Raw genomic sequence first — 21,343 nt, 5'->3', positions numbered from 1 at the left:
CTGACCATGGCCGCCTACCAACTCACCGACACCGCCATCGTGATCCGCACGGACGATGGGGCCTGCATTCCTCCAGACCCGGAAAACCGCGATTACGTGGCCTACCTGGCTTGGTGTGACGAGGGCAACGAACCCGCACCCTACGAGCCGCCCGTACCCGTTGTGCGGGTGCCCGAGGAAGTTTCGATGGGCCAGGCCCGCCTGGCGCTCTACGAGCACAACAAGCTGGCCGCCGTGGAGGCCCTGCTGAACGCCATGGACGAGCCAGCGCGGACGAGGGCGCGGATCGAATGGGATTACCGCCCCACGGTGCGCCGGGACAGCCCCCTTGTCGCTCAGCTGGGCGCGGCCCTCAATCTGGACTTGGATGACCTTTTCATCCATGCCGCCACGCTGTGACCGAGGCGAGGTGAGGCAACACTAAAAGACGGGCGACCCCTGCCGGTGCGTCAACACCGGCAAGAGCCCCAACCTGCAGATCAAGCCTGCAAGCCGACAAGGCCCGCCACTCCGCGCGGAGTGCGGCGAGTCTATCGGATGTTTCAACCGTAGAAACTGGCTTGCAATGATTGAAATCCGCTGCGGCGCCTGCCGCCGCAAACTCGGCGAGGGCGAATACACCGTCCTCGCCATCAAGTGCCCCCGGTGCGGGGCCATGAATCATCTGAGGGCCGCGAGCCCCCCATCCGAGCGCCAGGGAGCGCCCAACGACGAAAGCGTTATGCATGTCGCAAGGCACCTTGGCTGCACCCAGCAGCCGCACACCGGCCGTCAAGGCCCTATCGCCCCTCGTGGGCAGTCTGTTTGCAGGGATAGGAGGGTTTGATCTTGGATTTGAACAAGCGGGATACACCACGGCCTGGCAGGTCGAAATCGAGCCGCACTTGCGTGAGGTGCTTGCGCTGCGGTTCCCTCACGCCCGGCAGTTCGCCGACGTGCGCGAGGTCGGCGCCCACAACCTCAGCCCCGTCGACGTGCTCATCGGCGGATTCCCGTGCCAGGACGTGTCCAGCATGGGCGCACGCGCCGGCCTCGCCGGCAACCGCACCGGCCTGTTCTGGGAGGTCTGCCGCATCGTCGAGGAAATACGGCCCCAGTGGGTGGTCCTTGAAAACGTCGTTGGCCTGCTCACTAGCAATGGTGGGCAAGACTTTGGCGTCGTCCTCCAGGCCCTTGCCGACCGGGGGTATGTGGGATGCTGGCGGGTGCTTGATGCTCAGTATTTCGGAGTCGCCCACCGTCGCCGCCGGGTTTTCCTGGTCGCTGGTCTTGGACGACACCCCCCCGCTGGGCTGCTTTCTGATGCCGCACCAGTGGACGGACTACCTGGCACGCTTGGGCCGCAGCAAGAGTCACGGCCAGCGGATGGATGGCCTGCCAATTGTCTCCTGGCCAAAAATGCAGCCAGTCTCATCGGTATCGGTTGCGAGAATCTCGTCTGTCACCGAGGCGGACGGAGTGCGATGGTTGAGCGGGCCGGAGTGTCTGAAACTACAGGGCTTCCCTTCGGACTGGATGCGACCGATCACCGCGAGGTTCGGGCGGCCGGAAACGCGGTCTGTGTTCCTGTGGCCCGATGGATCGCAGAGCACCTGATGGTGGCGTTTTAGTTTTCCTCTACGCAAAAAAGCTTGCAATACACCCCTAGGGGTGTATTATTCAAGCCATGCCAGCAACCAGCTGGCGCCGACGCCTCAGGTACAACGCAGGCAGGAGATCAAAAATGTCCAAGTCCATCGCCACTATCGTTCCCGGCCCCTTCGCCGTGGTTTCTTCTGGCAACTGTACCAACAGCTACATGCTCGACGGTGACGACATCCAAGCCCGCGCTGACGCTGCAATGGACAGCTACTGGGCAACTACGTCGCAGGTGATTCATCGCGACATCGCTGGATTTGGCATCCAAGTAGAGGGCAGTCCGTACATTGCGGAGGTGTACACGACTCAAGAGGCCGCCGAGCGTGCCCTGGCCAGCAATCAGGCGGCTTGACATGCTGACCACCTCTCTGGCGCGCAACGCGATTGAGGTGGCTCGCCGCCAAGCGCGTGAGCGCCTGGCGTCTATGCCCCCCGAGCAACTCCAAAAAGACACACACGGCGTCATGCAGGCCGTGTTATCCATGCCGGCCGAGGCCTTTGTTGCTGATGTGGTGGCCTTGCTGCGCCGCAGCGCCGGCATGGCCCCTCGAAGCGCAGCCGTCCATGTGCTGGATGCCCGCATCAAGGCCATGCGTGCGGCTGCGGCGGATCGTGCCCGCTTGGCAGTTGCGGAGGCGGTGGCCCGGCGCTTGGACGATGCGGCTCGCGCCGTTGCCGAGGGCCACAGCGTCCAGGACTGGACGGCGCAGGAGCCCTATGTGCATGCCGCTGGCGCAAGGCTGGGCCTGGTCCATAGCGGCCGCAGCATCGCAGTGGCCACCATCGACGGTCAACCCGTGCACACGTACTCAGCGGCGCCTGAGCGGGCGGCCCTGCAGGGCTTGCAGGATCAGGTCGCCCAGGCTTATCGCGCGGCTGCTGTGGCCCATTGCGCGGCCTTTCGCGTGGAGCGAGTGACGCATGTAGGCACTGATGGCCTGGCGATCACCGACCGCCGTGGTCGCGCTGCCGTGGCCTACGTTGAGGCCGGCCACGTGCGTGTGGTCGAGGTCGATGGCCTGCCCGTGGATTCCGACGGTGCGCCAGCGCGCGCCATCGCCGAGCAAATACGACTGTGATGCACATACACCACCTCACATTGACCACCGGCGACTCGGTGCACAGCCGACGCGACCAGATTGCCGATGCGACCATCGCTGCCTGTGCTGCCTGGACAGACAAGGCCCTGGCCAGCGGCAAGCCGGAGCCGTTGTTTGCCCCGGTTGCTGACTACGCTGCGCAGGCATTGCGTGCCGAGGGTGCCCTCGTCGTGACGGTGTTTGGTCGAGCCCCCCAGGTGGGCAAGCGCGTGCCGCTGGTCACCTTTGGCGTGGCCCAGCGCTCCAGGCAAGCGGAGAGGCTGTGGCGCCTCATGATGCAGGGTGTTTACTCGCCGGTGCCCCACCTTGCCCGCCCCCCAGTGCCTTGGTGCGCGGCGGGCGTGTACGCCAGCGCGGCATCTGACATGGAGGCGCTCAGCTGGATCGGGCAGTTTGAGCAGGCCGTCGCGTGGGCCTGGATCACACGATCACCCGTTTTGGAGTCCGTACGATGACCGCTGAAGCCTTTGAGGCACTGACCAAGCTGCTGCGCATCACTGCCCCTGCGTCAAAGGAGGCTGCGCGCTTGGTGCTGGTGGATGGGATGGCGCCGGGCGCTGCGGCAAAGCAGACGGGTTTGACTCCCGCGGGAGTCAGCAACGTGCTCTCGTCTGCCCGTAAGGGCGCTGAGTTGGCCAAGCTTGTTGTGGCCGGGCTGTAGCACCACTCAACGTAATTTCATTTCAGCCGGTGCAATTGTCCAAGCGCTCATTTATCGCGGTGCAGAGCCTTTAGTTTTCGCGGCGCGCTTCAGCAAAACCGTGCCATCATCGTGGTGAATGAAAATAATTATCATTTCCAAAGACAGGGTTTTCTGTGAAGACCACCGTCCAAAGACCGTTCCCCGGTCGCCCGGTCACCCGTTTCCGCTCCCTTTTTAGAAAGTGAAAACCATGCCCCATACGCTTCCCGCTCTGCCCTATGCCTACGACGCGCTCGAGCCCCACATCGATGCGCAGACCATGGAAATCCACCACACCAAGCACCACCAGACCTACGTCAACAACCTGAACGCCGCGCTGGAAGGCACGCCGCAGGCCGACCTGTCCATCGAGGCGCTGGTGGCCCAGGTGCAGACGCTGCCCGAGAAGCTGCAGGCGCCCGTGCGCAACAACGGTGGCGGGCATGCCAACCACAGCCTGTTCTGGACCGTGATGGCGCCAGCGGGCCAGGGCGGCGGCGGGCAGCCCTCCGGCGCGCTGGCGCAGGCCATCGATGCGGAGCTGGGCGGGTTCGACGCCTTCAAGGAGGCCTTCACCAAGGCCGCGCTCACGCGCTTCGGCAGCGGCTGGGCCTGGCTGTCCGTCACGCCTGGCGGCCAGCTCGCGGTGGAGAGCAGCGGCAACCAGGACAGCCCGCTCATGGCAGGCCTGCTGTCGGGCAACACGCCCATCCTGGGCCTGGACGTGTGGGAGCACGCCTACTACCTGAAGTACCAAAACCGCCGCCCGGAATACATCGCCGCGTTCTATAACGTCGTGGACTGGGCCGAAGTGGCCCGCCGCTACGCGAAGGCCCGCGGTTGACGCCAGGCGAGGGCCGCAGCGATTCTTCGTTCTGACGGCGCTCCCCGTTTCCGATCCATCGATCCACCCTCCGACCAGGGCCTTGCACATGAACGCTGACGACACACTCACCGGACGCACCGGCTGGCGCATGCGCAGATGGATGGGGGTGGCCATCGTGCTGGCCGGCGTCCTGGTGCTGGGCCGGCAGTTCTTCCAATTCCTGGCCGACAACCCGCGCGTGGAGCAGGCCTGGCACGGGGGGCTGGTGGCGGCCCTGGCGACCGCGCTGGGCACGCTGCCGGTGGTGTTCTCGCAGCGGCTGTCCGAGCGGGTGCAGGACACGCTGTTCGGCTTCGGCGCCGGGGTGATGCTGGCCGCCTGCTCGTTCTCGCTCATCATTCCTGGCATTGCCGCGGCCCAGTCGGCGGGCGCGGGGGCCTGGGGCGCGGGCGGCATCATCGGCACCTCCATCCTGCTGGGCGGACTCGCGTTGCTGGTCATGGAGCGGCTGCTGCCGCACGAGCATTTCATCAAGGGCGTGGAGGGCGGCCCGTCGCCGCGCACGCTGCGGCGCACCTGGCTGTTCGTCTTCGCGATCGCGCTGCACAACCTGCCCGAGGGCCTGGCCATCGGCGTGGCCTACGGCGGGGCCGACGCGCTGCGCGCCGGCACGCTCACGGCCGGCATCGCCATCCAGGACGTGCCCGAGGGCCTGGTGGTGGCCGTGGCCCTCCTGGCCGCCGGCTACAAGCGCTGGCTGGCCGTGGCGCTGGGCATGGCGTCAGGCTTGGTGGAGCCGCTGGGCGCGGTGCTGGGCGCCACGGTCATCGGCTTTTCCTCTCACCTGCTGCCGTGGGGCCTGGGCTTTGCGGCCGGGGCGATGCTGTTCGTCATCAGCCACGAGATCATTCCCGAGTCGCACCGCAAGGGACACGAAGCCTGGGCCACGGGCGGGCTGATGATCGGCTTCGTGATCATGATGATCCTGGACACCGCGCTGGGCTGATCCAGGGGGCCTGAGGCCAAAAAGGCCTCCAGCACAATATCCACTAGGGCATGACGCTATCTATTTAGTAGCAATCGCTACCCGTGGCGGATCGCCACCGTCTTGAGGGTGGTGAATCCGTACAGCGCCTCGAAGCCCTTTTCGCGCCCATGGCCGCTCGATTTCACGCCGCCGAAGGGCAGTTCCACCCCGCCGCCCGCGCCATAGTTGTTGATGAAGACCTGGCCGCTGGCGATGCGCCGCGCCATGCGGAACTGGCGGGCGCCGTCGCGCGTCCACACACCCGCCACCAGGCCGAAGCGCGTGGCGTTGGCCAGCTCCACCGCGTGGTCCTCGTCCTCGAAGGCCATGGCCGAGAGCACCGGGCCGAACACCTCCTCCTGCGCCAGGCGGTGGTCCACCGGCACGTCGCGCAGCAGCGTGGGGGCCTGGTAGAAGCCGGTTTCGGGCGCCTCGTCCACCACCGTGCCCTGCGCCACCAGCGGGATGCCGGCCACCTGGGCATCGGAGAGGAAGTCCCACACGCGCTGCTGCTGGCTCTGGCGGATCAGCGGGCCCACGTCCAGGTCCATCGCCGCGGGGCCCACGCGCAGGGCCTCGAAGGCGCGGCCCAGGCGCTCCAGCAGCGGCTCGTAGATGAGCGAGTCGATCAGCACGCGCGAGCCGGCCGAGCAGGTCTGCCCGGCGTTCTGCACGATGGCGTTGATGACCACCGGCACCGCCGCATCCAGGTCGGCGTCGGCGAAGATCACCTGCGGGCTCTTGCCGCCCAGCTCCAGCGTGACGGGGCAGTGCCTCTCCGCCGCCGCCTGCTGGATCAGCGTGCCGATGCGCGGGCTGCCGGTGAAGCTGATGTGGTCGATGCCCGGGTGGCGGGCCAGCGCATCGCCCGCCTCGTGGCCGTAACCGGTGACGATGTTGATGGCCCCCGCCGGAAAGCCCGCCTGCGTGGCCAGTTGTGCCACGCGCAGCAGCGAAAGGCAGGCGTCCTCGGCCGGCTTGACCACGCACACGTTGCCCGCCGCCAGCGCGCCGCCCACGCAGCGCCCGAAGATCTGCATCGGGTAGTTCCACGGCACGATGTGCCCGGTCACGCCGTGCGGCTCGCGCCAGGTGAGCACGCTGTAGCCGTCCAGGTAGGGGAGGGTCTCGCCGTGCAGCTTGTCGCAGGCGCCGGCATAGAACTCGAAGTAGCGCGCCAGCGCCTGCGCATCGGCCCGGGCCTGCCTGGTGGGCTTGCCGCAGTCGCGCTGCTCGATGGCGGCCAGCTCCTCGGCATGCTCGGACACCAGCACCGACAGGCGCATCAGCAGGCGGCCCCGCTCGACCGGCGCCAGCTTGCGCCACACGGCCTCGTGGCACTGTCGCGCCGCGTGGACCGCCGCGTCGATGTCCTCCTCGGTGCCACGCTGGATCTCGTCGAAGGGCTGGCCGTCGGAGGGGTCGATCACGGCGATGGTGCGGCCGGAGGACGAGGCCACGGGCGCGTTGGCGATGTAGTGGAGCTGCATGGGCGGATTGTGCGCCAGCAGGGCCCGGGCGGCGCCAGCGAAGCCCGCAGAATGGCAGCGGGCGAGGGGCTTGTGCTCAGCCGCCCGCCGCTCGCAGCGCCGGCAGGTCGCACACCTCGATCTCCCCGCGGTGCACCTGCAGCAGGCCGCGCGCCTGCAGGTCTTTCAGGATCTGGTTGATGGTCTGGCGCGACAGCGCCAGCATCAGCGACAGCTCCTCCTGCGACAGGGCGATCACGCGCCGCGACCGGCCCGCGTCCGTCCATTGGCCGTAGCCTTCGGCCATCAGCGCCAGCCGCCGCGCCACCCGCTGCGGTGCGGGCAGCAGGGCCATCTCTTCCATGGCGACCAGCGCGGTGCGCAGCTTGTCGGTCAACAGCAGGGCCAGCGCATGCCAGTGCTGCGGATTCCGCGCCAGGTGGGCCAGCAGCGGCTCCTGGGGCTCGTGCAGCAGCGTGGCCGGGGTGGCGGCGTGCGCATCGTGCGTGCGCACCGAGCCGTCGAACAGCGCGATCTCGCCGAACCAGGCCGGCGCCTCCAGCCGCGTGAGCAGCGAGGCGCGCGCCTTGTCGCTCTGGCCGCCCACGCCCGAGATGTCGATGGCGCCGCGCACCACGGCGTAGAGCCCGCACGGTGCGTCGCCGCGCAGAAACAGGGCCTGCGTCGGGGCCAGCGACCGCAGCTCGGCCCGCGCCATCAGGGCCTGTGCCAGATCGGCGGGCAGCGCGGCGAACCAGCGGCCGGAGCGCAGGGTGGGCAGGTGGTCGGCGGGGGAGGTCATGAAAGAGGAGAAGGGCGGCGCCCGGAGCGTGTTCGCGGCCCCCAGCCGTGGCCCGTTGTGTCGGCTGGCCGACAGACGCCCTGGCCGCACTGGCGCGATTATTCCGCGCGGCGGCGACGCACAGACCCCGGAGACACCCTATGAAAACCCTGATCGACCACCTGTCGGGCTATGCCGACTACCACCGCGACCCGCGCAACATCCACACCCATTTCATCGGCGTGCCCATGATCATGCTGGCCGTGACGGTGCTGCTGTCGCGCCCCGCAGCGATGCTGGGCGAGCTGCCCGTGTCGCTCGCGCTGCTGGCCGCGCTGGCCGCGTGCGTCTTTTATTTTCGGCTCGATGCGCGCTACGGCGTGACCATGGCGCTGGCACTCGCCGCCATGCTGGCCGTGGGCCAATGGCTGGCCGCGCAATCCACGGCGCTGTGGCTGGGCGCGGGGCTCGGTCTGTTCGTGGTGGGCTGGGTCATCCAGTTCGTGGGCCACTACTACGAAGGCCGCAAGCCGGCGTTCGTGGACGACCTGGCGGGCCTGATCGTCGGGCCGCTGTTCGTGGCGGCCGAACTGGGCTTTGCGATGGGCTTGCGGCGCGAGGTGCAGGCGGCCATCGAGGCGCGCTCGGGCCCGGTACGGTTGCGCCCGCACGGGCAAGGCACGGCTGCCTGACGCGCCGTTGGGGTTTCTTTTTATGCAAGGTTGTGATTCTCTATTTGTTGGGCATGCGCCATGCCCAAGTAAAAAATAGAAGCACTAATGCATTTTTAGAGAAATTGCCAATTGATTTCAATGGCGCGTGGGTTTTGTTGCGCTGAATGGCATGCAGATGTAACTGAGTGAAATTGCTCCAGTCATTGGTTGCGCCTCGCATAGGCTACGGGCCTTTCCAAAACCTGCGCGCAACCATGAATCGTCCAGAAACCAAAAATCTTTCCAACATCTCTGGCTCTTTCGGAATTTCCAAAACCACCACCAAGGTATTCGGGGTCATCGCCCTGTGCGTTTTATCGGCCTGCGGAGGCGGAGGGGGTGGCGACAGCAGCACCGGCACCACGGGTGGCACCACCCCCGTGACGCCCGCCCCAGGCGATACGGCACCCGCAACGCCCACCACCCCTTCGACCGTCGCCAGCGATTGCGGCGAGGACGGCCATGTCCTCACGGTGGCTGGCAATACCGCCCAGATCGACGCCAACGTGTATTACACCGACGGCACCACGGTCATTTCCACCCTGCAACGCAGATTCGCTACGTCGAATGGCGCGAGCTTTCGCGGCAGGACCGGGCTGTTCCTGGTGAATCAGGTCAATACCACCACTTACAGCAACGCCGCCGTTAATGGATCCTTCGGCGGCAGCGTCATGACCACGACCGAAAACAATTATTCGAGCGTTGTCGGTGACGTGCGGCAGACCTACGGTTTGACCGTCTCCAATCTCTTTCAGGGCACGACCACCACGGCCAGCAGCTATTTCACACCCTACGCCTATACGGGTGCGCCGCTGAACCCCGCCTTGGACACGGCCTATGCGGCCAGTTATTCCACCACGACGGAAAGCGGCGGGACCACGCAGCCCGCGCTGGCGCAGACCAGCATCACCACCTATTCGACAGAGTCGGTCAGCGTGCTGGCCGGGACGTTTCCCGCCTGCAAGGTCAAGATCGAGGTAACCGGCGGCGCGACGACGGCCAACGTCAGCTACACCTGGCTGGTCGCCTCGGGCCGGTACAAGGGTCTGGTCGTGCGCACGGCCAATGCCAATGGCGTCAAGACGTCGGAGGCGACGCGCCTGCTGGTGAACGGGCAATAAAGGGAATCACACCACAGCCGAAAGCCAAAACACCGCTGGGTTGCAGGCAGAACCCATGCGGCGTTTCCCGCCTTCGGCAAGCTGCACGCTCGCTTCGGGCGCATGCTGGACGATCCATTAGGCGCTGCCGATACCTGCGGCGACCGAGATCAGCACGCGCTCGTCCAGCGTCTGCCGGCCACTTCGTGGTTGACTTGACTTTGAAGCAATATAATTATTGTTTTGTAGTTAAAATTGCGACAACGCGTGTCGGTGCAAATTTTTGATCTTGAGGGTCTCTGGCCCATCAATAAAAATTGCCGACAGCACCCACTCCGTGAATTTGATCAACCCTGCGGTTCCCTAGTGGAGTTGCGCCAGGAACACGCTCTGATGAAAGCAAGTGGGGGCATTGAGGGGCTCCCCATTTTTACCTTTACCTCTGACATTGAAGCGCTTGCCGTGACTGCGCTATCGATCTGAAAAAGATTTTTTGAAATTCGCTGGAAAAACAATGAGATTTCTTGAAAAGCTGGTCCTGATTTTCAATTCGCGATTGAAAAATGTTCGGCGGTACCTGCTCCTGACGGCTCTTTTCTTGTTCTCGCCGCTGTGTGTTGCAGCTGCTCCCCCGGCTCCTCTTTGGGGGCCTCCCGGCTTTCACGCAACGCCAGGCGAAGCTTGTGAGCAGTCGATCATTGATGCCAATGCGTGGAGGCCAGGGTGGTATGAATCGTATGAATTATTGCCCGGTAGCTTTTCATATCAAAAGGTATGCATATTTTATGGTCCTGGGCACCTATATGCAAGCGAACAAGAGATCGCCGCATCTTGTCCTTATGGGTGGTATCCCAACGGGCCTTTTGCACACCTTATGCCCAGCGAAGATAACGCCTCATGCGTTTGCCCTCCAGGAAGCCCAGTTTATTCGCCTGAATATCAAGTTTGTATAAGCAGCTTCAGCATCAGTATTGATGGTCCGGCGGCCACAAAAGTCTTGCCTGCGGGGCCATCATTATCAATGGCTGCAACAGTAAAAGCCAACGGTGAGCCGGGTAGGAATTGGCTTGTTACAGTGTCCGTTCCTGGAGGTCTATCAATCAACGGAAAGACCGATATTAATGGAAAGTTCAAATTTACTTATATTCCCCCGCGCCGCCCGATGGTTGCCCGCCTGACCGCAGCCTGCAGAGATTGCAATAACGTTAGTACAGAAATGGATATCAATGTCACAGATGTTCCCATCTGCAGAGCAGATCCAGGGATGCTGCTTGGCAATCCTGTTGCCCCTGTGTCTGGCGCCAAAATTCAAGTTGAAACTGATTGGCAGGACCAGAGCGCTCACCCTTTAAGCCTTGTCCGCACTTATCGCAGCAGCGGTAGCCAGGTCCCCGTAGGTTGGGGAGGCTATTGGTCACACAATTATTCTGCTCAGCTGGTAGGCGGCGATTTCCAACGCAATGCGCAATTCGGCAACGGGACATTGGCCCTGTTCACACGAAATACCAAAACGGATCCCTGGGTCAACGACAGCGGGGAATACCGCTTGGAGCAAAATACGGATGGATGGCGGATCACTCGCCTGGAGGACGATGCATATTGGCAATTCGATGGTAGTAACGTACTCGTCAAAATAGGGCAGCGCAACGGGTGGGTCATGACACTCAGCTATGCAGGCGGTGCGTTGACCCAGGTGACCAATGCCTTTGGTCGCAAGCTGCAATTCTTCTATGACACTCAAGGCTATCTTGCAAGCGTTACCGCCCCTAATGGCCAGACCATCGCATATACCTTGCATGGCACGGGTCGTCCCCTTGGCGTGCTTTATCCAGACAGCCGAAGCAAATCCTATCTATATGAGAATGCTCAATATCCTGATTTACTGACCGGCATCAACGATGAGAGCGGACGGCGCTATGCGACCTTCAGTTATGACGCTGACGGCCGTGCCACATCCACCAGCCACGCAGGGGGTGTACTCAGCTATAGCGTCACATACCCCGAAGGTAATAGTGCGGATAAGGGCGGCCTGACCACTGGCAGTGTCGATGGGGCCCTGTACCAAAGCAGCGTTCAAACCACCGATCCGCGTGGCAATGTGCAAACTTGGAACTACCAAGGTGGCGACGGCACGGTGCGCACCCTAGGCGCGAGCGGTCCCTTTGAAGGCGCTACCGTCGCCAGCCGTAGTTTTGCCGATGGTTTGAATCTGCCCATTCTGGAAACGGACTTCCTTGGTAACAAAACCACCTTTGAATGGGATGTTTCACGCCGTTTGCTGCTTAAAAGCACCCGCGCAGCCAGCACCCCTTTGGCACAAACCACGCAAACTCAGTGGCACCCAGCGCTGCATCTGCCGGTCATGATCACGGAGGCGGGCCGCACCACCGCATACACCTACGACCCGTTGGGCAACAAGCTCAGCGAAACCATCACCGACGCTGCGAGCAACGAGAGCCGGACCGTTCGTTGGACATACAACGATCAAGGCTTGGTGGCAAGCATGACCGACACGCGCGGCAAAGTATGGACCTACGGCTACGACATTGCGGGGAACACCACCAAGGTCACCAACCCATTGGGCCATGTCACCCTGTACAGCTACAGCGGCGCAGGCCAGATCACCCAGATTACCGATCCGAATGGTGTTGTCACTGCCAATACCTACGATGCGCGCCAGCGCCTGTTGAGCACTTCGGTTGCGGGTCAGACAACCACTTATGCATACGATGCCGTAGGTCAGTTGACGCGGGCCACGCGTCCCGATGCTAATTGGATTGGCTTTGAGTACGACGCTGCCCACCGTTTGACCGCCGTTACTGACAACCTGGGCAACCGAATCGATTACACGCTGGACAACGCAGGTAACCGGGTCGCTCAGCAAACCAAAGATCCTGCCGGCGTTCTCAGCCGCCAAATCACCCGAATGTTCGACGCTGTGGGCCGCTTGCAAAAGACCACCGGCTTGGAATAAGAGACGCCCAACATGTTTGCATTGATTCAGCCGGCCTCGATGGATACAGCCGCTCTTTCTAAAGCCCCTGTGCGGTCATTCTTGCGCCGTCTTTTTTTCATCCTGTGCTGGTGCCTTGTTCCATGGTTTACCCAGGCTCAGGCCTTGACCAAAACCACGAGCGATTTAACGCTCGCGTCGTCCACCGTCTCTGTGGGGCAATCCACCACACTCACGGCAACCATCAAACCGAGTGCCGCAAAGGGCACGGTTCGTTTCATGGCGGGAACCACGAACTTGGGTAATGCCCCCCTGAACAGCACAGGCGTGGCCAGCCTGGCCACAACGTTCGCTACGGTGGGCACGCAGAGTCTCACAGCCGTATATGCAGGCAATAGCACCTACGCTGCCAGCACCTCTTCGGCAAAGCAACTGACGGTCAAGGCAACCGCCACTGCCAGCACGCTGGCATTGGGCGCCGCCCCTTCGAGCAGCGTCGCCAACGAGGCCGTCACCCTGCGGGCCACTATCAGCCCATCCACGGCCACAGGGACCGTCACATTCAAGGACGGCTCTGCCTCCTTGTGCACGGCCAACTTGAATGCCGGTGTTGCGACGCTGAAAACCAGCTTTGCCGTGGCCGGCGCCCATCACCTGAGCGCCAGCTATGCCGGTAGTACAGCGGTCTCTGCCAGCAACTCCAATGCGTTGTCTTTCACCGTGGCGGGTGCACCGATGGCATTGCCCAGCCCGCCTGTTTCGCCCACACCTGTAGTGAGCTTGGCTTATGACGCTCAAGGTCATCCGACGGTGGTGACTCAGGCACCCGATAGCCCAGACTTGGCTTTGGCAACCAGTAATGAATACGATGCATTGGGGCGGACCAAGAAAGTTCTCGATCCATCCGGCAACAGCACCGTCATCAGCTACGACAGCAGCAACCAGGTCAGCGCTTTATTCGACCCGATAGGCCTGACGACACAGTATGACCGCGACGGATTGGGGCAGGTCAAACAGCAGCGCAGCCCAGATACCGGTAGCACCGAACTGAGTTACGACTCTGCGGGCAACCTGCTGACCAGCAAAGACAGCCGTGGCGTGCTTGCCACCCATACCTACGATGCCATCAACCGCCTGACCGGCAGCACTTTCAGCCAGGCTGGGCAGCAAAGCCAAAGCTACACATGGATTTATGACCAGACGGGTGGCGATTTCGCCAACGGTATCGGTCGGTTGACCACGATCAGTTTCCCTGAAGGGACGACCACCTATGCCTACAACGCCCAAGGGCGTGTGACCAAGGCCCAGCAAACGCTCCATCCGAACTCGACTGCCAACCAGAAGGCCGTTGTCTTATCCACGCTTTACGAATACGACGCGGCGGGCAACGTGATCGGCATGACCTACCCTTCGGGTCGCAAACTGAGTATTGGGTATGGCGGCGGTTTGCCCGTTGCCCTGGGTCTCGGCAAAGATGCTTCCAGCACGCCCATCTCCTTGATCACCGGGTTGCGATACGCACCTTTCGGTGCACCGCAAAGTTGGAACTGGGCGATGACCAGCGGCTCGTTGGCGCACAGCAGGGTCATGGACACCCATGGCCGGTTGATACGCTATCCGCTGGGCGAGTATCTGCGTGACGTGTCTTACGACGGGGCAGGCCGTATCACGGGCTATACCCACTACCGTGCAGTGTCAGGTGCAACGAGCGGCTCATCGGCCCCCTCGCTGGATCAGCAGTTCAGCTACAACGCATCGGGCAGACTGACACAGGTGAGCACCGCCCAAGGAACCTGGACCTACATGTATGACGGTACAGGCAACCGCATCAACGTGGCCTCAGACAACGGGGTATCGAGCTGGTACAATCTCAAGCCCAAAAGCAACCAGTTGGCCTCCATCGATAAGCCAGCGATCACGCTGACCTATGACGCAGCGGGCAACACCACGTCCGATGGCAACTTCGCGCTGCAATACGACTTGAAAGGCAGGCTGGTTCGGGCAACCAATGCGCAGGGCTCCACCAGCTACACCTACGACAACAACGGCCTGCGGGTGCGAAAAAGCACGGGGCTCGCCGGTGTAACGACGATTTTTGTGTACGACGCCGAAGGCCATCTGCTGGGCGAATACGACGCGTCAGGCAATCCGATCCGGGAAATCGTCTGGCTGGGAGACATGCCCTTGGCGGTCTTCACTCCGGATTCCGCGTATGGCGCCAATGCGGCTTCGAATGCGCCACAGGTCTACTACATCCATGCAGACCATTTGAATACTCCGCGGGTGGTGGTTGATCGTGCCAATACGGTGCGCTGGCGTTGGATGAGCGAGCCGTTCGGCACCACGGCAGCCGAGAGCAGTCCTGCGGGTCAGACGGACTTTGTATTCAATCTGCGCTTTCCAGGTCAGTACTATGACGTGGAGTCGGGGATTCACCAGAATTGGAATCGGGATTACGTTCCAGGGTGGGGGAGATATGCGCAAAGTGATCCGATTGGATTGAATGGAGGGTTGAATACGTATGCATATGTCGAGGGCAACCCCTTAAGCAAAAAGGACCCGCTGGGACTAATCGTTGAGATTTGTTCAAGAACGGTGGATGTAGATTGGCTTCCTCGCGGATCGTCTAGCTATCTGCCCCGACACAATTGGTTAAAAACGGACTCGGCTGAAGTGGGTATGGGAGCAGCATGCGTCGTTGGACAGGGATGTTCTGACATGCCTGGCTCGAAGACTTATACCAAAGACCACAGTGGGCAGTCTCGCGAGCCAGGTACCTCTTGTACGCCAGTGCCGGATATCGACGAGCAATGCGTAAATCAAGAGTTGCAACTCGGGCGCTATCTTGGGAGATGGCAACCGATGAATCAATGCCAAAGCTTTGCGCAGAGAGTGATAGAGATTTGCACTACCAACGGAATGAATAGACCTTACATAGGATATCCTAAGCCATGAAAAAAAATACCAAGCTCGTTTTGAGTAGTTTAGGCTCCTTGCTTGCATTCTTCTTTTTCCTGTCATGGGCTATGCAAACGGTCTGGCAGGCATCTTTTCCTGGCCAAGGAAATTTAAGATCGGGATTGCATTTTTACTCACAGCTTGGTGCTGCATTATTTTTTTTGATTTTGGCTGGGATATTTTTTTGGAGATGGTGCCGTAGCCGTTGATTGCGATTAATCTGCCAATTAAAAACCATCTGCTTCCTACCAGCGAGGACTATTTATTTGTAAAACTGCCTTTGATAAATGAAGGGGCGGAGCCAGTAAAATTCCTGCTGGAACCACTTTGCTTTTTCAGGTGAGAAAAAGCACGGGGCTGGCCGGTGGTACAACGATTTTTGTGTACGACGCCGAAGGCCATCTGCTGGGCGAATACGACGCGTCAGGCAATCCGATCCGGGAAATCGTCTGGCTGGGAGACATGCCCTTGGCGGTCTTCACTCCGGATTCCGCGTATGGCGCCAATGCGGCTTCGAATGCGCCACAGGTCTACTACATCCATGCAGACCATTTGAATACTCCGCGGGTGGTGGTTGATCGTGCCAATACGGTGCGCTGGCGTTGGATGAGCGAGCCGTTCGGCACCACGGCAGCCGAGAGCAGTCCTGCGGGTCAGACGGACTTTGTATTCAATCTGCGCTTTCCAGGTCAGTACTATGACGTGGAGTCGGGGATTCACCAGAATTGGAATCGGGATTACGTTCCAGGGTGGGGGAGATATGCGCAGAGTGATCCTATTGGACTGAAGGGAGGGTTGAATACATATGCCTACGTTGGAGGTGATCCTCTAAGTAATGTTGATCCTCGTGGTTTGGACTATTGCAAAACAGTAATAAATTTAGGAGTTGCCGTTGTCCAGCAATGCATCTCATCACCGCCGGTCCCGCCGCGTCCAAATGATATGTTGCCTAAGGAAGAGCGCTACTATGACAGATATTGTAATGGAAGTGATGATCCTTGTATGGCTTTAAAATCTGCAGTAAATCAGGCAATTGCACAGGCTAAAGTAAAAATGGAGAAAATGCTAAATGATGATCCTATCAAAGGTTTATACAGGAATGCGTTTTCTGCACCTAACCCAGCTATAACTGGAACCAGTACTACTTGGGTAGGGCATGTGGATGATTTGGATGGCCGTAGATCAAGCATATGGACAATGATTGCTTTAGGTCGAAAACTTGGTTGTGATATGTCTGGAGAAACCGCGGAAGCGATGACTTTATTAACGCCCGGAGCACCTAGGTAGAATTATGATTGTCAATATTGATTTCAGTATTTTCAGTGCGCCTACAAGAGCATGTGGCAACGTAACTGGTGAACTTGATGTCTCACATGAAATACGTATTGGAGATGAAGTTGCTGTATTAAGCAGTGGTCCTGTAAAAGGTTTTACTGGACGCCTTAAAGTAATATCAATTATTTGTTCTGAAGATGGCTATAAAAGAATTTCTCTGGCTTTGGAGGATGTGGTTTTCGAATCTATTGAGGAAGTGGATATATTAATTAGAAGTTTGGAGAAAGAGGGTAAACTTTTTTTTGATTCATATTATTAATACCGGAAATCTAATAAATTTTGCTGCGAGGATTGGATGTCTTTATATGAAATGGCATGTCGGGCAACGTGCGTTTGCATAAGGCCGGCGCCGGTAGTGCAGCGGTCTTTGCCAGCAACTCCAATGGGCTGTCTTTCACTGTGGCGGGTGCGCCGATTGCATTGCCCAGCCCGCCTGTAGCTGAAGCAATGGTTACCCCTGCGTTTTCCAGGGCAGTACTATGAAGTGGAATCGGGGATTCACCAGAATTGGAATCGGGATTATGTTCCGGGGTTAGGGCGATATGCACAGAGTGATCCTATTGGATTGAATGGAGGGTTGAATACGTATGCATATGTCGAGGGCAACCCCGTTAAGCAAGACGGACCCGATGGGGCTAATCGTTGAGATTTGTTCAAGAACGGTGGATGTAGATTGGCTTCCTCGCGGATCGTCTAGCTATCTGCCCCGACACAATTGGTTAAAAACGGACTCAGCTGAAGTGGGTATGGGAGCAGCATGCGTTGTTTGACAGGGATGTTTTGACATGCCTGGCTCGAAGACTTATACCAAAGACCACAGTGGGCAGTCTCGCGAGCCAGGTACCTCCTGTACGCCAGTGCCGGATATCGACGAGCAATGCGTAAATCAAGAGTTGCAACTCGGGCGCTATCTTGGGAGATGGCAACCAATGAATCAATGCCAAAGCTTTGCGCAGAGGGTCATAGAGATGTGCACTACCAACGGAATGAATAGACCTTACATAGGATATCCTAAGCCATGAGAAAAAGTATCAAGCTCGCTTTATGTAGTTTCGGCTCCTTGCTTGCATTTTTCTTTTTCCTGTCATGGTCTATGCAAACGGTCTGGCAGGCATCTTTTACTGGCCAAGGAAATTTAAGATCGGGATTGCATTTTTACTCACAGCTTGGTGTTGCACTATTTTTTTGATTTTGGCTGGGATATTTTTTTGGGGATGGTGCCGCAGCCGTTGATTGCGATTAATCTGCCAATTAAAAACCATCTGCTTCCTACCAGCGATGACTAATTTGGTTGTAAAACTGCCTTTGATAAATGAAGGGGCGGAGCCAGTAAAATTCCTGCTGGAACCACTTTGCTTTTTCAGGTGAGAAAAAGCACGGGGCTGGCCGGTGGCACGACGATTTTCGTGTATGACGCCGAAGGCCATCTGCTGGGCGAATATGACGCGTCAGGCAATCCGATCCGGGAAATTGTTTGGCTGGGAGACATGCCCTTGGCAGTCTTCAATCCGGATGCCGGGTATGGCGCCAATGCGCTGCGAATGCGCCACAGGTTTACTACATAGCGGTATTAAGTGAAGCCCATGTAGGCTCCCTGCTTCGCAAGCTGTGCATTCGCTTCAAGCCCCAAGCTGAACATCCACAAGGCGCTGCGGATGTTCGTCATTGCCTAGATCTCCTCGCGATTCGTTGATTGGCCTTGTCGCCATTGCCCGTGCCGGGGGGGCTCACCCCCCATGAAACCGCACCACCAGCGGCACGATCAGCAGCGCCACGATGTTGATGATCTTGATGAGCGGGTTCACCGCCGGGCCGGCCGTGTCCTTGTAGGGGTCGCCCACGGTGTCGCCGGTGACGGCGGCCTTGTGCGCCTCGCTGCCCTTGCCGCCGTGGTGGCCGTCCTCGATGTATTTCTTGGCGTTGTCCCAGGCGCCGCCGCCGGTGCACATGCTGATCGCCACGAACAGGCCGGTCACGATGGTGCCCATCAGCAGCCCGCCCAGCGCCTTCGGCCCCAGCAGCAGGCCCACGGCGATGGGCACCACCACCGGCAGCAGGCTGGGGACCACCATCTCCTTGATTGCGGCGGTGGTCAGCATGTCCACGGCCTTGCCGTACTCGGGCTTGCCCGTGCCGTCCATGATGCCGGGGATGGTCTGGAATTGGCGGCGCACCTCGACCACCACCGCGCCCGCCGCGCGGCCCACGGCCTCCATCGCCATGGCGCCGAACAGGTAGGGGATGAGCCCGCCGATGAACAGGCCCACGATCACCATCGGGTCCGACAGGTCGAAGCGGATGGCCTGGCCATAGGCCGAGAGCTTGTGCGTGTAGTCGGCGAACAGCACCAGCGCCGCCAGCCCTGCCGAGCCGATGGCGTAGCCCTTGGTGACGGCCTTGGTGGTGTTGCCCACGGCGTCCAGCGGGTCGGTGATCTCGCGCACGCTGGCGGGCATTTCGGCCATCTCGGCGATGCCGCCGGCGTTGTCGGTGATGGGGCCGTAGGCATCCAGCGCCACGACGATGCCCGCCATGCTGAGCATGGCCGTGGCCGCCACCGCCACGCCGTACAGGCCCGCGAGCGCATACGACACCAGGATGGCCAGGCACACGCACAGCACCGGCCAGGCGGTCGAGCGCATCGACACGCCCAGCCCCGCGATGATGTTGGTGCCGTGCCCCGTGGTGGAGGCCTGTGCGATGTGCTGCACGGGCGAATACTGCGTGCCGGTATAGAACTCGGTGATCCACACCAGCGCGGTCGTGAGCACCAGGCCCGTCGCGCAGGCGCCGAAGAGCCGCATCTGGCTGCCGCTGGCCGCGATGGCGTTGTCCGGCACCAGCCAGGCGGTGACGAACCAGAAGGCCACCAGCGAGATCACGCCCGCGATCGCCAGGCCCTTGTACAGGGCCGGCATCACGTTCTTCATGCCGGGCGAGGCCTTGACAAAAAAGCAGCCCACGATGGACGCGAGGATGGACACCGCTCCCAGCGCCAGCGGGTAGGTCACCGCGGCCACCGGCGCGGCCGTCACCATGAGGGCGCCCAGCACCATGGTGGCGATCAGCGTGACGGCGTAGGTCTCGAACAGGTCGGCGGCCATGCCGGCGCAGTCGCCCACGTTGTCGCCCACGTTGTCGGCGATCACGGCGGGGTTGCGCGGGTCGTCCTCGGGAATGCCGGCCTCCACCTTGCCCACCAGGTCGGCCCCCACGTCCGCGCCCTTGGTGAAGATGCCGCCGCCCAGCCGCGCGAAGATCGAGATCAGCGAGGAGCCGAAGGCAAAGCCGATCAGCGGGTTGAGCAGCGCCGCCAGATCGGCCGTGGGCGTGAACTGCCCGCGCCCCACCAGCAGCCAGCAAAAGCCGGTGACGCCCAAAAGCCCCAGGCCCACCACCAGCATGCCGGTGATGGCGCCGCCGCGAAAGGCCACGTCCAGCGCCGGGCCCATGCCCTGCGTGGCGGCCTGGGCGGTGCGCACGTTGGCGCGCACCGACACGTTCATGCCGATGAAGCCGCAGGCGCCCGACAGCACCGCGCCGGCCACGAAGCCCCCGGCCGTCATGGCATCGAGGAACAGGCCGATGAGCACGGCCAGCACCACGCCCACGACGGCGATGGTGCGGTACTGGCGCGCCAGGTAGGCGGCCGCGCCGGCCTGGATGGCGCCGGCGATCTCCTGCATGCGGGGGTTGCCCGGGTCTCTGGACAAGATCCAGCGGCGGGCCCAGAGGCCGTAGGCCACCGCGATCAATCCGCAGATCAGGGCCAGTATCAGGGGAGGGTTCAACGCTGCCGGGTTCGCCATGCTCTTTCTCCTTGGGGTGTCGATTGCACGGAAAGGAAACACAACGCATCGGTGGTGCTTCCGCTGCGTTGCTTCCTCGTGCCCCGGGGCCTGCGTGCGAGCAGGCGGAGACGATTGGCCAACGCAGCCAATTTACTGCCAAGGGCCCGCGCGGGCAAGCGCGGCCGGGCGTGCGCCTAAAATCGCGCCACCCCCGGCCCGGCGCGGGCTGGCCCCGCGGCCGCCGGAGCCCATCACCTCCTCAACCTTCAGAGATCCATGTCCCTCAACAACGTCACCCCCGGCAAGAACACCCCTGAAACCTTCAATGTGGTCATCGAGATCCCCATGGATTCGGACCCCATCAAGTACGAGGTGGACAAGGAATCGGGCGCCATCTTCGTGGACCGTTTCATGACCACGGCCATGTACTACCCCTCCAACTACGGCTACGTGCCGCAAACGCTGAGCGGCGACGGCGACCCGGTGGACGTGCTGGTGATCACCCCCTATCCGCTGCTGCCCGGCGTGGTCGTGCCCTGCCGCGCGCTCGGCATCCTGAAGATGGAAGACGAAGCGGGCGTCGATGGCAAGGTGCTGGCCGTGCCCACCACCAAGGTCCTCAAGATGTACGAAAACTGGAAGACCGTGGACGACGTGAACCCGATGCGCCTGAAGGCCATCAGCCACTTCTTCGAGCACTACAAGGACCTGGAAGAAGGCAAGTGGGTCAAGGTGCTGGGCTGGGAAGGCATCGATGCCGCCCACCAGGAAATCGTGGAAGGCCTGGCCAACTACAAGAAGTGAGAGAGAAGGGGGCGCTTGCCTTGCGCTCCTTTTTTCCCAGGTGTGACCCGTCCTGAATGAGGTTGACACCTTTCTGTTCATCAGAAAGGAAAGTCAAGTGGATCAATGGGTTAAGAGAACGCAGAAGGACTACACACTGGCCTTTAAGCTGGCGGTGGTGGATCAG

22 protein-coding genes are annotated in these 21,343 nt (G+C 61.0%); 18 read left to right on the top strand and 4 right to left on the bottom strand.

Annotated elements, in window-relative coordinates; genetic code table 11:
- Nucleotides 1-6: 6 nt before the first annotated feature.
- The 9 genes from AVMA1855_RS23565 to AVMA1855_RS23525 all read left to right on the top strand — a co-directional run bounded on the left by AVMA1855_RS23565 (nt 7) and on the right by AVMA1855_RS23525 (nt 5,252).
- The gene (locus tag AVMA1855_RS23565) at nt 7-399 is read left to right on the top strand and encodes a hypothetical protein (protein WP_284427547.1); all 393 of its coding nucleotides are present in this window, start codon (nt 7-9) and stop codon (nt 397-399) included.
- A gap of 166 nt (nt 400-565) precedes the next feature.
- A complete protein-coding gene (locus AVMA1855_RS23560) occupies nt 566-826 on the top strand; it encodes a Com family DNA-binding transcriptional regulator (protein ID WP_284427546.1) in 261 nt (86 codons plus the stop codon).
- The gene (locus tag AVMA1855_RS23555) at nt 726-1,610 is read left to right on the top strand and encodes a DNA cytosine methyltransferase (RefSeq protein WP_284427545.1); all 885 of its coding nucleotides are present in this window, start codon (nt 726-728) and stop codon (nt 1,608-1,610) included. The genes AVMA1855_RS23560 and AVMA1855_RS23555 overlap by 101 nt, the downstream gene beginning before the upstream one ends.
- A gap of 113 nt (nt 1,611-1,723) precedes the next feature.
- Complete coding sequence (locus AVMA1855_RS23550) at nt 1,724-1,990, top strand: hypothetical protein (RefSeq protein WP_284427544.1); 267 nt, start codon at nt 1,724-1,726, stop codon at nt 1,988-1,990.
- A 1-nt stretch (nt 1,991) separates the two neighbouring features.
- Nucleotides 1,992-2,717 carry a hypothetical protein gene (locus AVMA1855_RS23545; RefSeq protein ID WP_284427543.1) on the top strand — a complete coding sequence of 242 codons (726 nt, stop codon included), beginning with the start codon at nt 1,992-1,994 and terminating at the stop codon, nt 2,715-2,717.
- Nucleotides 2,718-2,737: 20 nt separating this feature from the next.
- Nucleotides 2,738-3,193: a hypothetical protein gene (locus tag AVMA1855_RS23540; protein WP_284427542.1), complete on the top strand. Its 456-nt coding sequence runs from the start codon at nt 2,738-2,740 to the stop codon at nt 3,191-3,193.
- Nucleotides 3,190-3,399 (top strand): helix-turn-helix domain-containing protein, encoded by a 210-nt coding sequence (locus AVMA1855_RS23535; RefSeq protein WP_284427541.1) that lies wholly within the window; start codon nt 3,190-3,192, stop codon nt 3,397-3,399. Before AVMA1855_RS23540 ends, AVMA1855_RS23535 begins: the two co-directional genes overlap by 4 nt.
- Nucleotides 3,400-3,631: 232 nt before the next feature.
- Complete coding sequence (locus AVMA1855_RS23530; protein WP_284400868.1) at nt 3,632-4,264, top strand: superoxide dismutase; 633 nt, start codon at nt 3,632-3,634, stop codon at nt 4,262-4,264.
- An 88-nt stretch (nt 4,265-4,352) separates the two neighbouring features.
- Nucleotides 4,353-5,252 (top strand): ZIP family metal transporter, encoded by a 900-nt coding sequence (locus AVMA1855_RS23525; RefSeq protein ID WP_284412771.1) that lies wholly within the window; start codon nt 4,353-4,355, stop codon nt 5,250-5,252.
- A 77-nt stretch (nt 5,253-5,329) separates the two neighbouring features.
- Here AVMA1855_RS23525 and AVMA1855_RS23520 read toward each other — a convergent pair whose 3' ends face one another.
- Both AVMA1855_RS23520 and AVMA1855_RS23515 read right to left on the bottom strand, forming a co-directional pair.
- Nucleotides 5,330-6,763 carry an aldehyde dehydrogenase family protein gene (locus tag AVMA1855_RS23520; protein WP_272547830.1) on the bottom strand — a complete coding sequence of 478 codons (1,434 nt, stop codon included), beginning with the start codon at nt 6,761-6,763 and terminating at the stop codon, nt 5,330-5,332.
- Between the two features lie 76 nt (nt 6,764-6,839).
- Nucleotides 6,840-7,544, bottom strand: a complete 705-nt coding sequence (locus AVMA1855_RS23515; RefSeq protein WP_284427540.1) for a Crp/Fnr family transcriptional regulator — start codon at nt 7,542-7,544, stop codon at nt 6,840-6,842.
- Between the two features lie 140 nt (nt 7,545-7,684).
- Between AVMA1855_RS23515 and AVMA1855_RS23510 the strand changes: the two genes are divergently transcribed.
- The 8 genes from AVMA1855_RS23510 (at nt 7,685) to AVMA1855_RS23475 (ending at nt 17,228) form a co-directional block, all read left to right on the top strand.
- Nucleotides 7,685-8,215, top strand: a complete 531-nt coding sequence (locus tag AVMA1855_RS23510) for an Mpo1 family 2-hydroxy fatty acid dioxygenase (RefSeq protein WP_284427539.1) — start codon at nt 7,685-7,687, stop codon at nt 8,213-8,215.
- A 236-nt stretch (nt 8,216-8,451) separates the two neighbouring features.
- Complete coding sequence (locus tag AVMA1855_RS23505; protein WP_284427538.1) at nt 8,452-9,357, top strand: hypothetical protein; 906 nt, start codon at nt 8,452-8,454, stop codon at nt 9,355-9,357.
- Between the two features lie 493 nt (nt 9,358-9,850).
- Nucleotides 9,851-12,310 carry a DUF6531 domain-containing protein gene (locus tag AVMA1855_RS23500; protein ID WP_284427537.1) on the top strand — a complete coding sequence of 820 codons (2,460 nt, stop codon included), beginning with the start codon at nt 9,851-9,853 and terminating at the stop codon, nt 12,308-12,310.
- Nucleotides 12,311-12,322: 12 nt separating this feature from the next.
- Nucleotides 12,323-15,244 (top strand): RHS repeat domain-containing protein, encoded by a 2,922-nt coding sequence (locus AVMA1855_RS23495; RefSeq protein ID WP_284427536.1) that lies wholly within the window; start codon nt 12,323-12,325, stop codon nt 15,242-15,244.
- Complete coding sequence (locus tag AVMA1855_RS23490; protein WP_284427535.1) at nt 15,241-15,456, top strand: hypothetical protein; 216 nt, start codon at nt 15,241-15,243, stop codon at nt 15,454-15,456. Before AVMA1855_RS23495 ends, AVMA1855_RS23490 begins: the two co-directional genes overlap by 4 nt.
- Before the next feature lie 118 nt (nt 15,457-15,574).
- Entirely contained in the window at nt 15,575-16,534 is a 960-nt protein-coding gene (locus AVMA1855_RS23485) for an RHS repeat domain-containing protein (RefSeq protein WP_284427534.1), read from the top strand.
- A gap of 4 nt (nt 16,535-16,538) precedes the next feature.
- Nucleotides 16,539-16,841 (top strand): hypothetical protein, encoded by a 303-nt coding sequence (locus AVMA1855_RS23480; protein ID WP_284427533.1) that lies wholly within the window; start codon nt 16,539-16,541, stop codon nt 16,839-16,841.
- A gap of 180 nt (nt 16,842-17,021) precedes the next feature.
- Nucleotides 17,022-17,228, top strand: a complete 207-nt coding sequence (locus AVMA1855_RS23475; protein ID WP_349817127.1) for an RHS repeat-associated core domain-containing protein — start codon at nt 17,022-17,024, stop codon at nt 17,226-17,228.
- 472 nt (nt 17,229-17,700) lie between these two features.
- Here the strand turns inward: AVMA1855_RS23475 and AVMA1855_RS23470 are convergent, their stop codons facing one another.
- A complete protein-coding gene (locus tag AVMA1855_RS23470; RefSeq protein WP_284427532.1) occupies nt 17,701-18,009 on the bottom strand; it encodes a hypothetical protein in 309 nt (102 codons plus the stop codon).
- A gap of 300 nt (nt 18,010-18,309) precedes the next feature.
- Nucleotides 18,310-20,391: a sodium-translocating pyrophosphatase gene (locus tag AVMA1855_RS23465; protein ID WP_284427531.1), complete on the bottom strand. Its 2,082-nt coding sequence runs from the start codon at nt 20,389-20,391 to the stop codon at nt 18,310-18,312.
- A 258-nt stretch (nt 20,392-20,649) separates the two neighbouring features.
- On the opposite strand from AVMA1855_RS23465, the gene ppa reads away from it, so the two are divergent.
- Nucleotides 20,650-21,177: an inorganic diphosphatase gene (ppa, locus tag AVMA1855_RS23460; protein WP_272547814.1), complete on the top strand. Its 528-nt coding sequence runs from the start codon at nt 20,650-20,652 to the stop codon at nt 21,175-21,177.
- Nucleotides 21,178-21,343 lie beyond the last annotated feature (166 nt).

Origin of the sequence: Acidovorax sp. SUPP1855 (assembly GCF_030158955.1) — a bacterium.
Classification (GTDB): Bacteria; Pseudomonadota; Gammaproteobacteria; order Burkholderiales; family Burkholderiaceae_C; genus Paracidovorax.
Note: the sequence above shows the minus strand (reverse complement) of the source record. Positions and strands in the feature narration are given on the sequence as shown.

Bases quoted from the DNA above. Each gene is read 5' to 3' on its own strand.
- AVMA1855_RS23565 (WP_284427547.1), top strand. From the start codon at position 7: ATGGCCGCCTACCAACTCACCGACACCGCCATCGTGATCCGCACGGAC.
- AVMA1855_RS23560 (WP_284427546.1), top strand. From the start codon at position 566: ATGATTGAAATCCGCTGCGGCGCCTGCCGCCGCAAACTCGGCGAGGGC.
- AVMA1855_RS23555 (WP_284427545.1), top strand. From the start codon at position 726: ATGTCGCAAGGCACCTTGGCTGCACCCAGCAGCCGCACACCGGCCGTC.
- AVMA1855_RS23550 (WP_284427544.1), top strand. From the start codon at position 1,724: ATGTCCAAGTCCATCGCCACTATCGTTCCCGGCCCCTTCGCCGTGGTT.
- AVMA1855_RS23545 (WP_284427543.1), top strand. From the start codon at position 1,992: ATGCTGACCACCTCTCTGGCGCGCAACGCGATTGAGGTGGCTCGCCGC.
- AVMA1855_RS23535 (WP_284427541.1), top strand. From the start codon at position 3,190: ATGACCGCTGAAGCCTTTGAGGCACTGACCAAGCTGCTGCGCATCACT.
- AVMA1855_RS23530 (WP_284400868.1), top strand. From the start codon at position 3,632: ATGCCCCATACGCTTCCCGCTCTGCCCTATGCCTACGACGCGCTCGAG.
- AVMA1855_RS23525 (WP_284412771.1), top strand. From the start codon at position 4,353: ATGAACGCTGACGACACACTCACCGGACGCACCGGCTGGCGCATGCGC.
- AVMA1855_RS23520 (WP_272547830.1), bottom strand. From the start codon at position 6,763: ATGCAGCTCCACTACATCGCCAACGCGCCCGTGGCCTCGTCCTCCGGC.
- AVMA1855_RS23515 (WP_284427540.1), bottom strand. From the start codon at position 7,544: ATGACCTCCCCCGCCGACCACCTGCCCACCCTGCGCTCCGGCCGCTGG.
- AVMA1855_RS23510 (WP_284427539.1), top strand. From the start codon at position 7,685: ATGAAAACCCTGATCGACCACCTGTCGGGCTATGCCGACTACCACCGC.
- AVMA1855_RS23505 (WP_284427538.1), top strand. From the start codon at position 8,452: ATGAATCGTCCAGAAACCAAAAATCTTTCCAACATCTCTGGCTCTTTC.
- AVMA1855_RS23500 (WP_284427537.1), top strand. From the start codon at position 9,851: ATGAGATTTCTTGAAAAGCTGGTCCTGATTTTCAATTCGCGATTGAAA.
- AVMA1855_RS23495 (WP_284427536.1), top strand. From the start codon at position 12,323: ATGTTTGCATTGATTCAGCCGGCCTCGATGGATACAGCCGCTCTTTCT.
- AVMA1855_RS23490 (WP_284427535.1), top strand. From the start codon at position 15,241: ATGAAAAAAAATACCAAGCTCGTTTTGAGTAGTTTAGGCTCCTTGCTT.
- AVMA1855_RS23480 (WP_284427533.1), top strand. From the start codon at position 16,539: ATGATTGTCAATATTGATTTCAGTATTTTCAGTGCGCCTACAAGAGCA.
- AVMA1855_RS23470 (WP_284427532.1), bottom strand. From the start codon at position 18,009: ATGGCCTTCGGCGTCATACACGAAAATCGTCGTGCCACCGGCCAGCCC.
- AVMA1855_RS23465 (WP_284427531.1), bottom strand. From the start codon at position 20,391: ATGGCGAACCCGGCAGCGTTGAACCCTCCCCTGATACTGGCCCTGATC.
- ppa (WP_272547814.1), top strand. From the start codon at position 20,650: ATGTCCCTCAACAACGTCACCCCCGGCAAGAACACCCCTGAAACCTTC.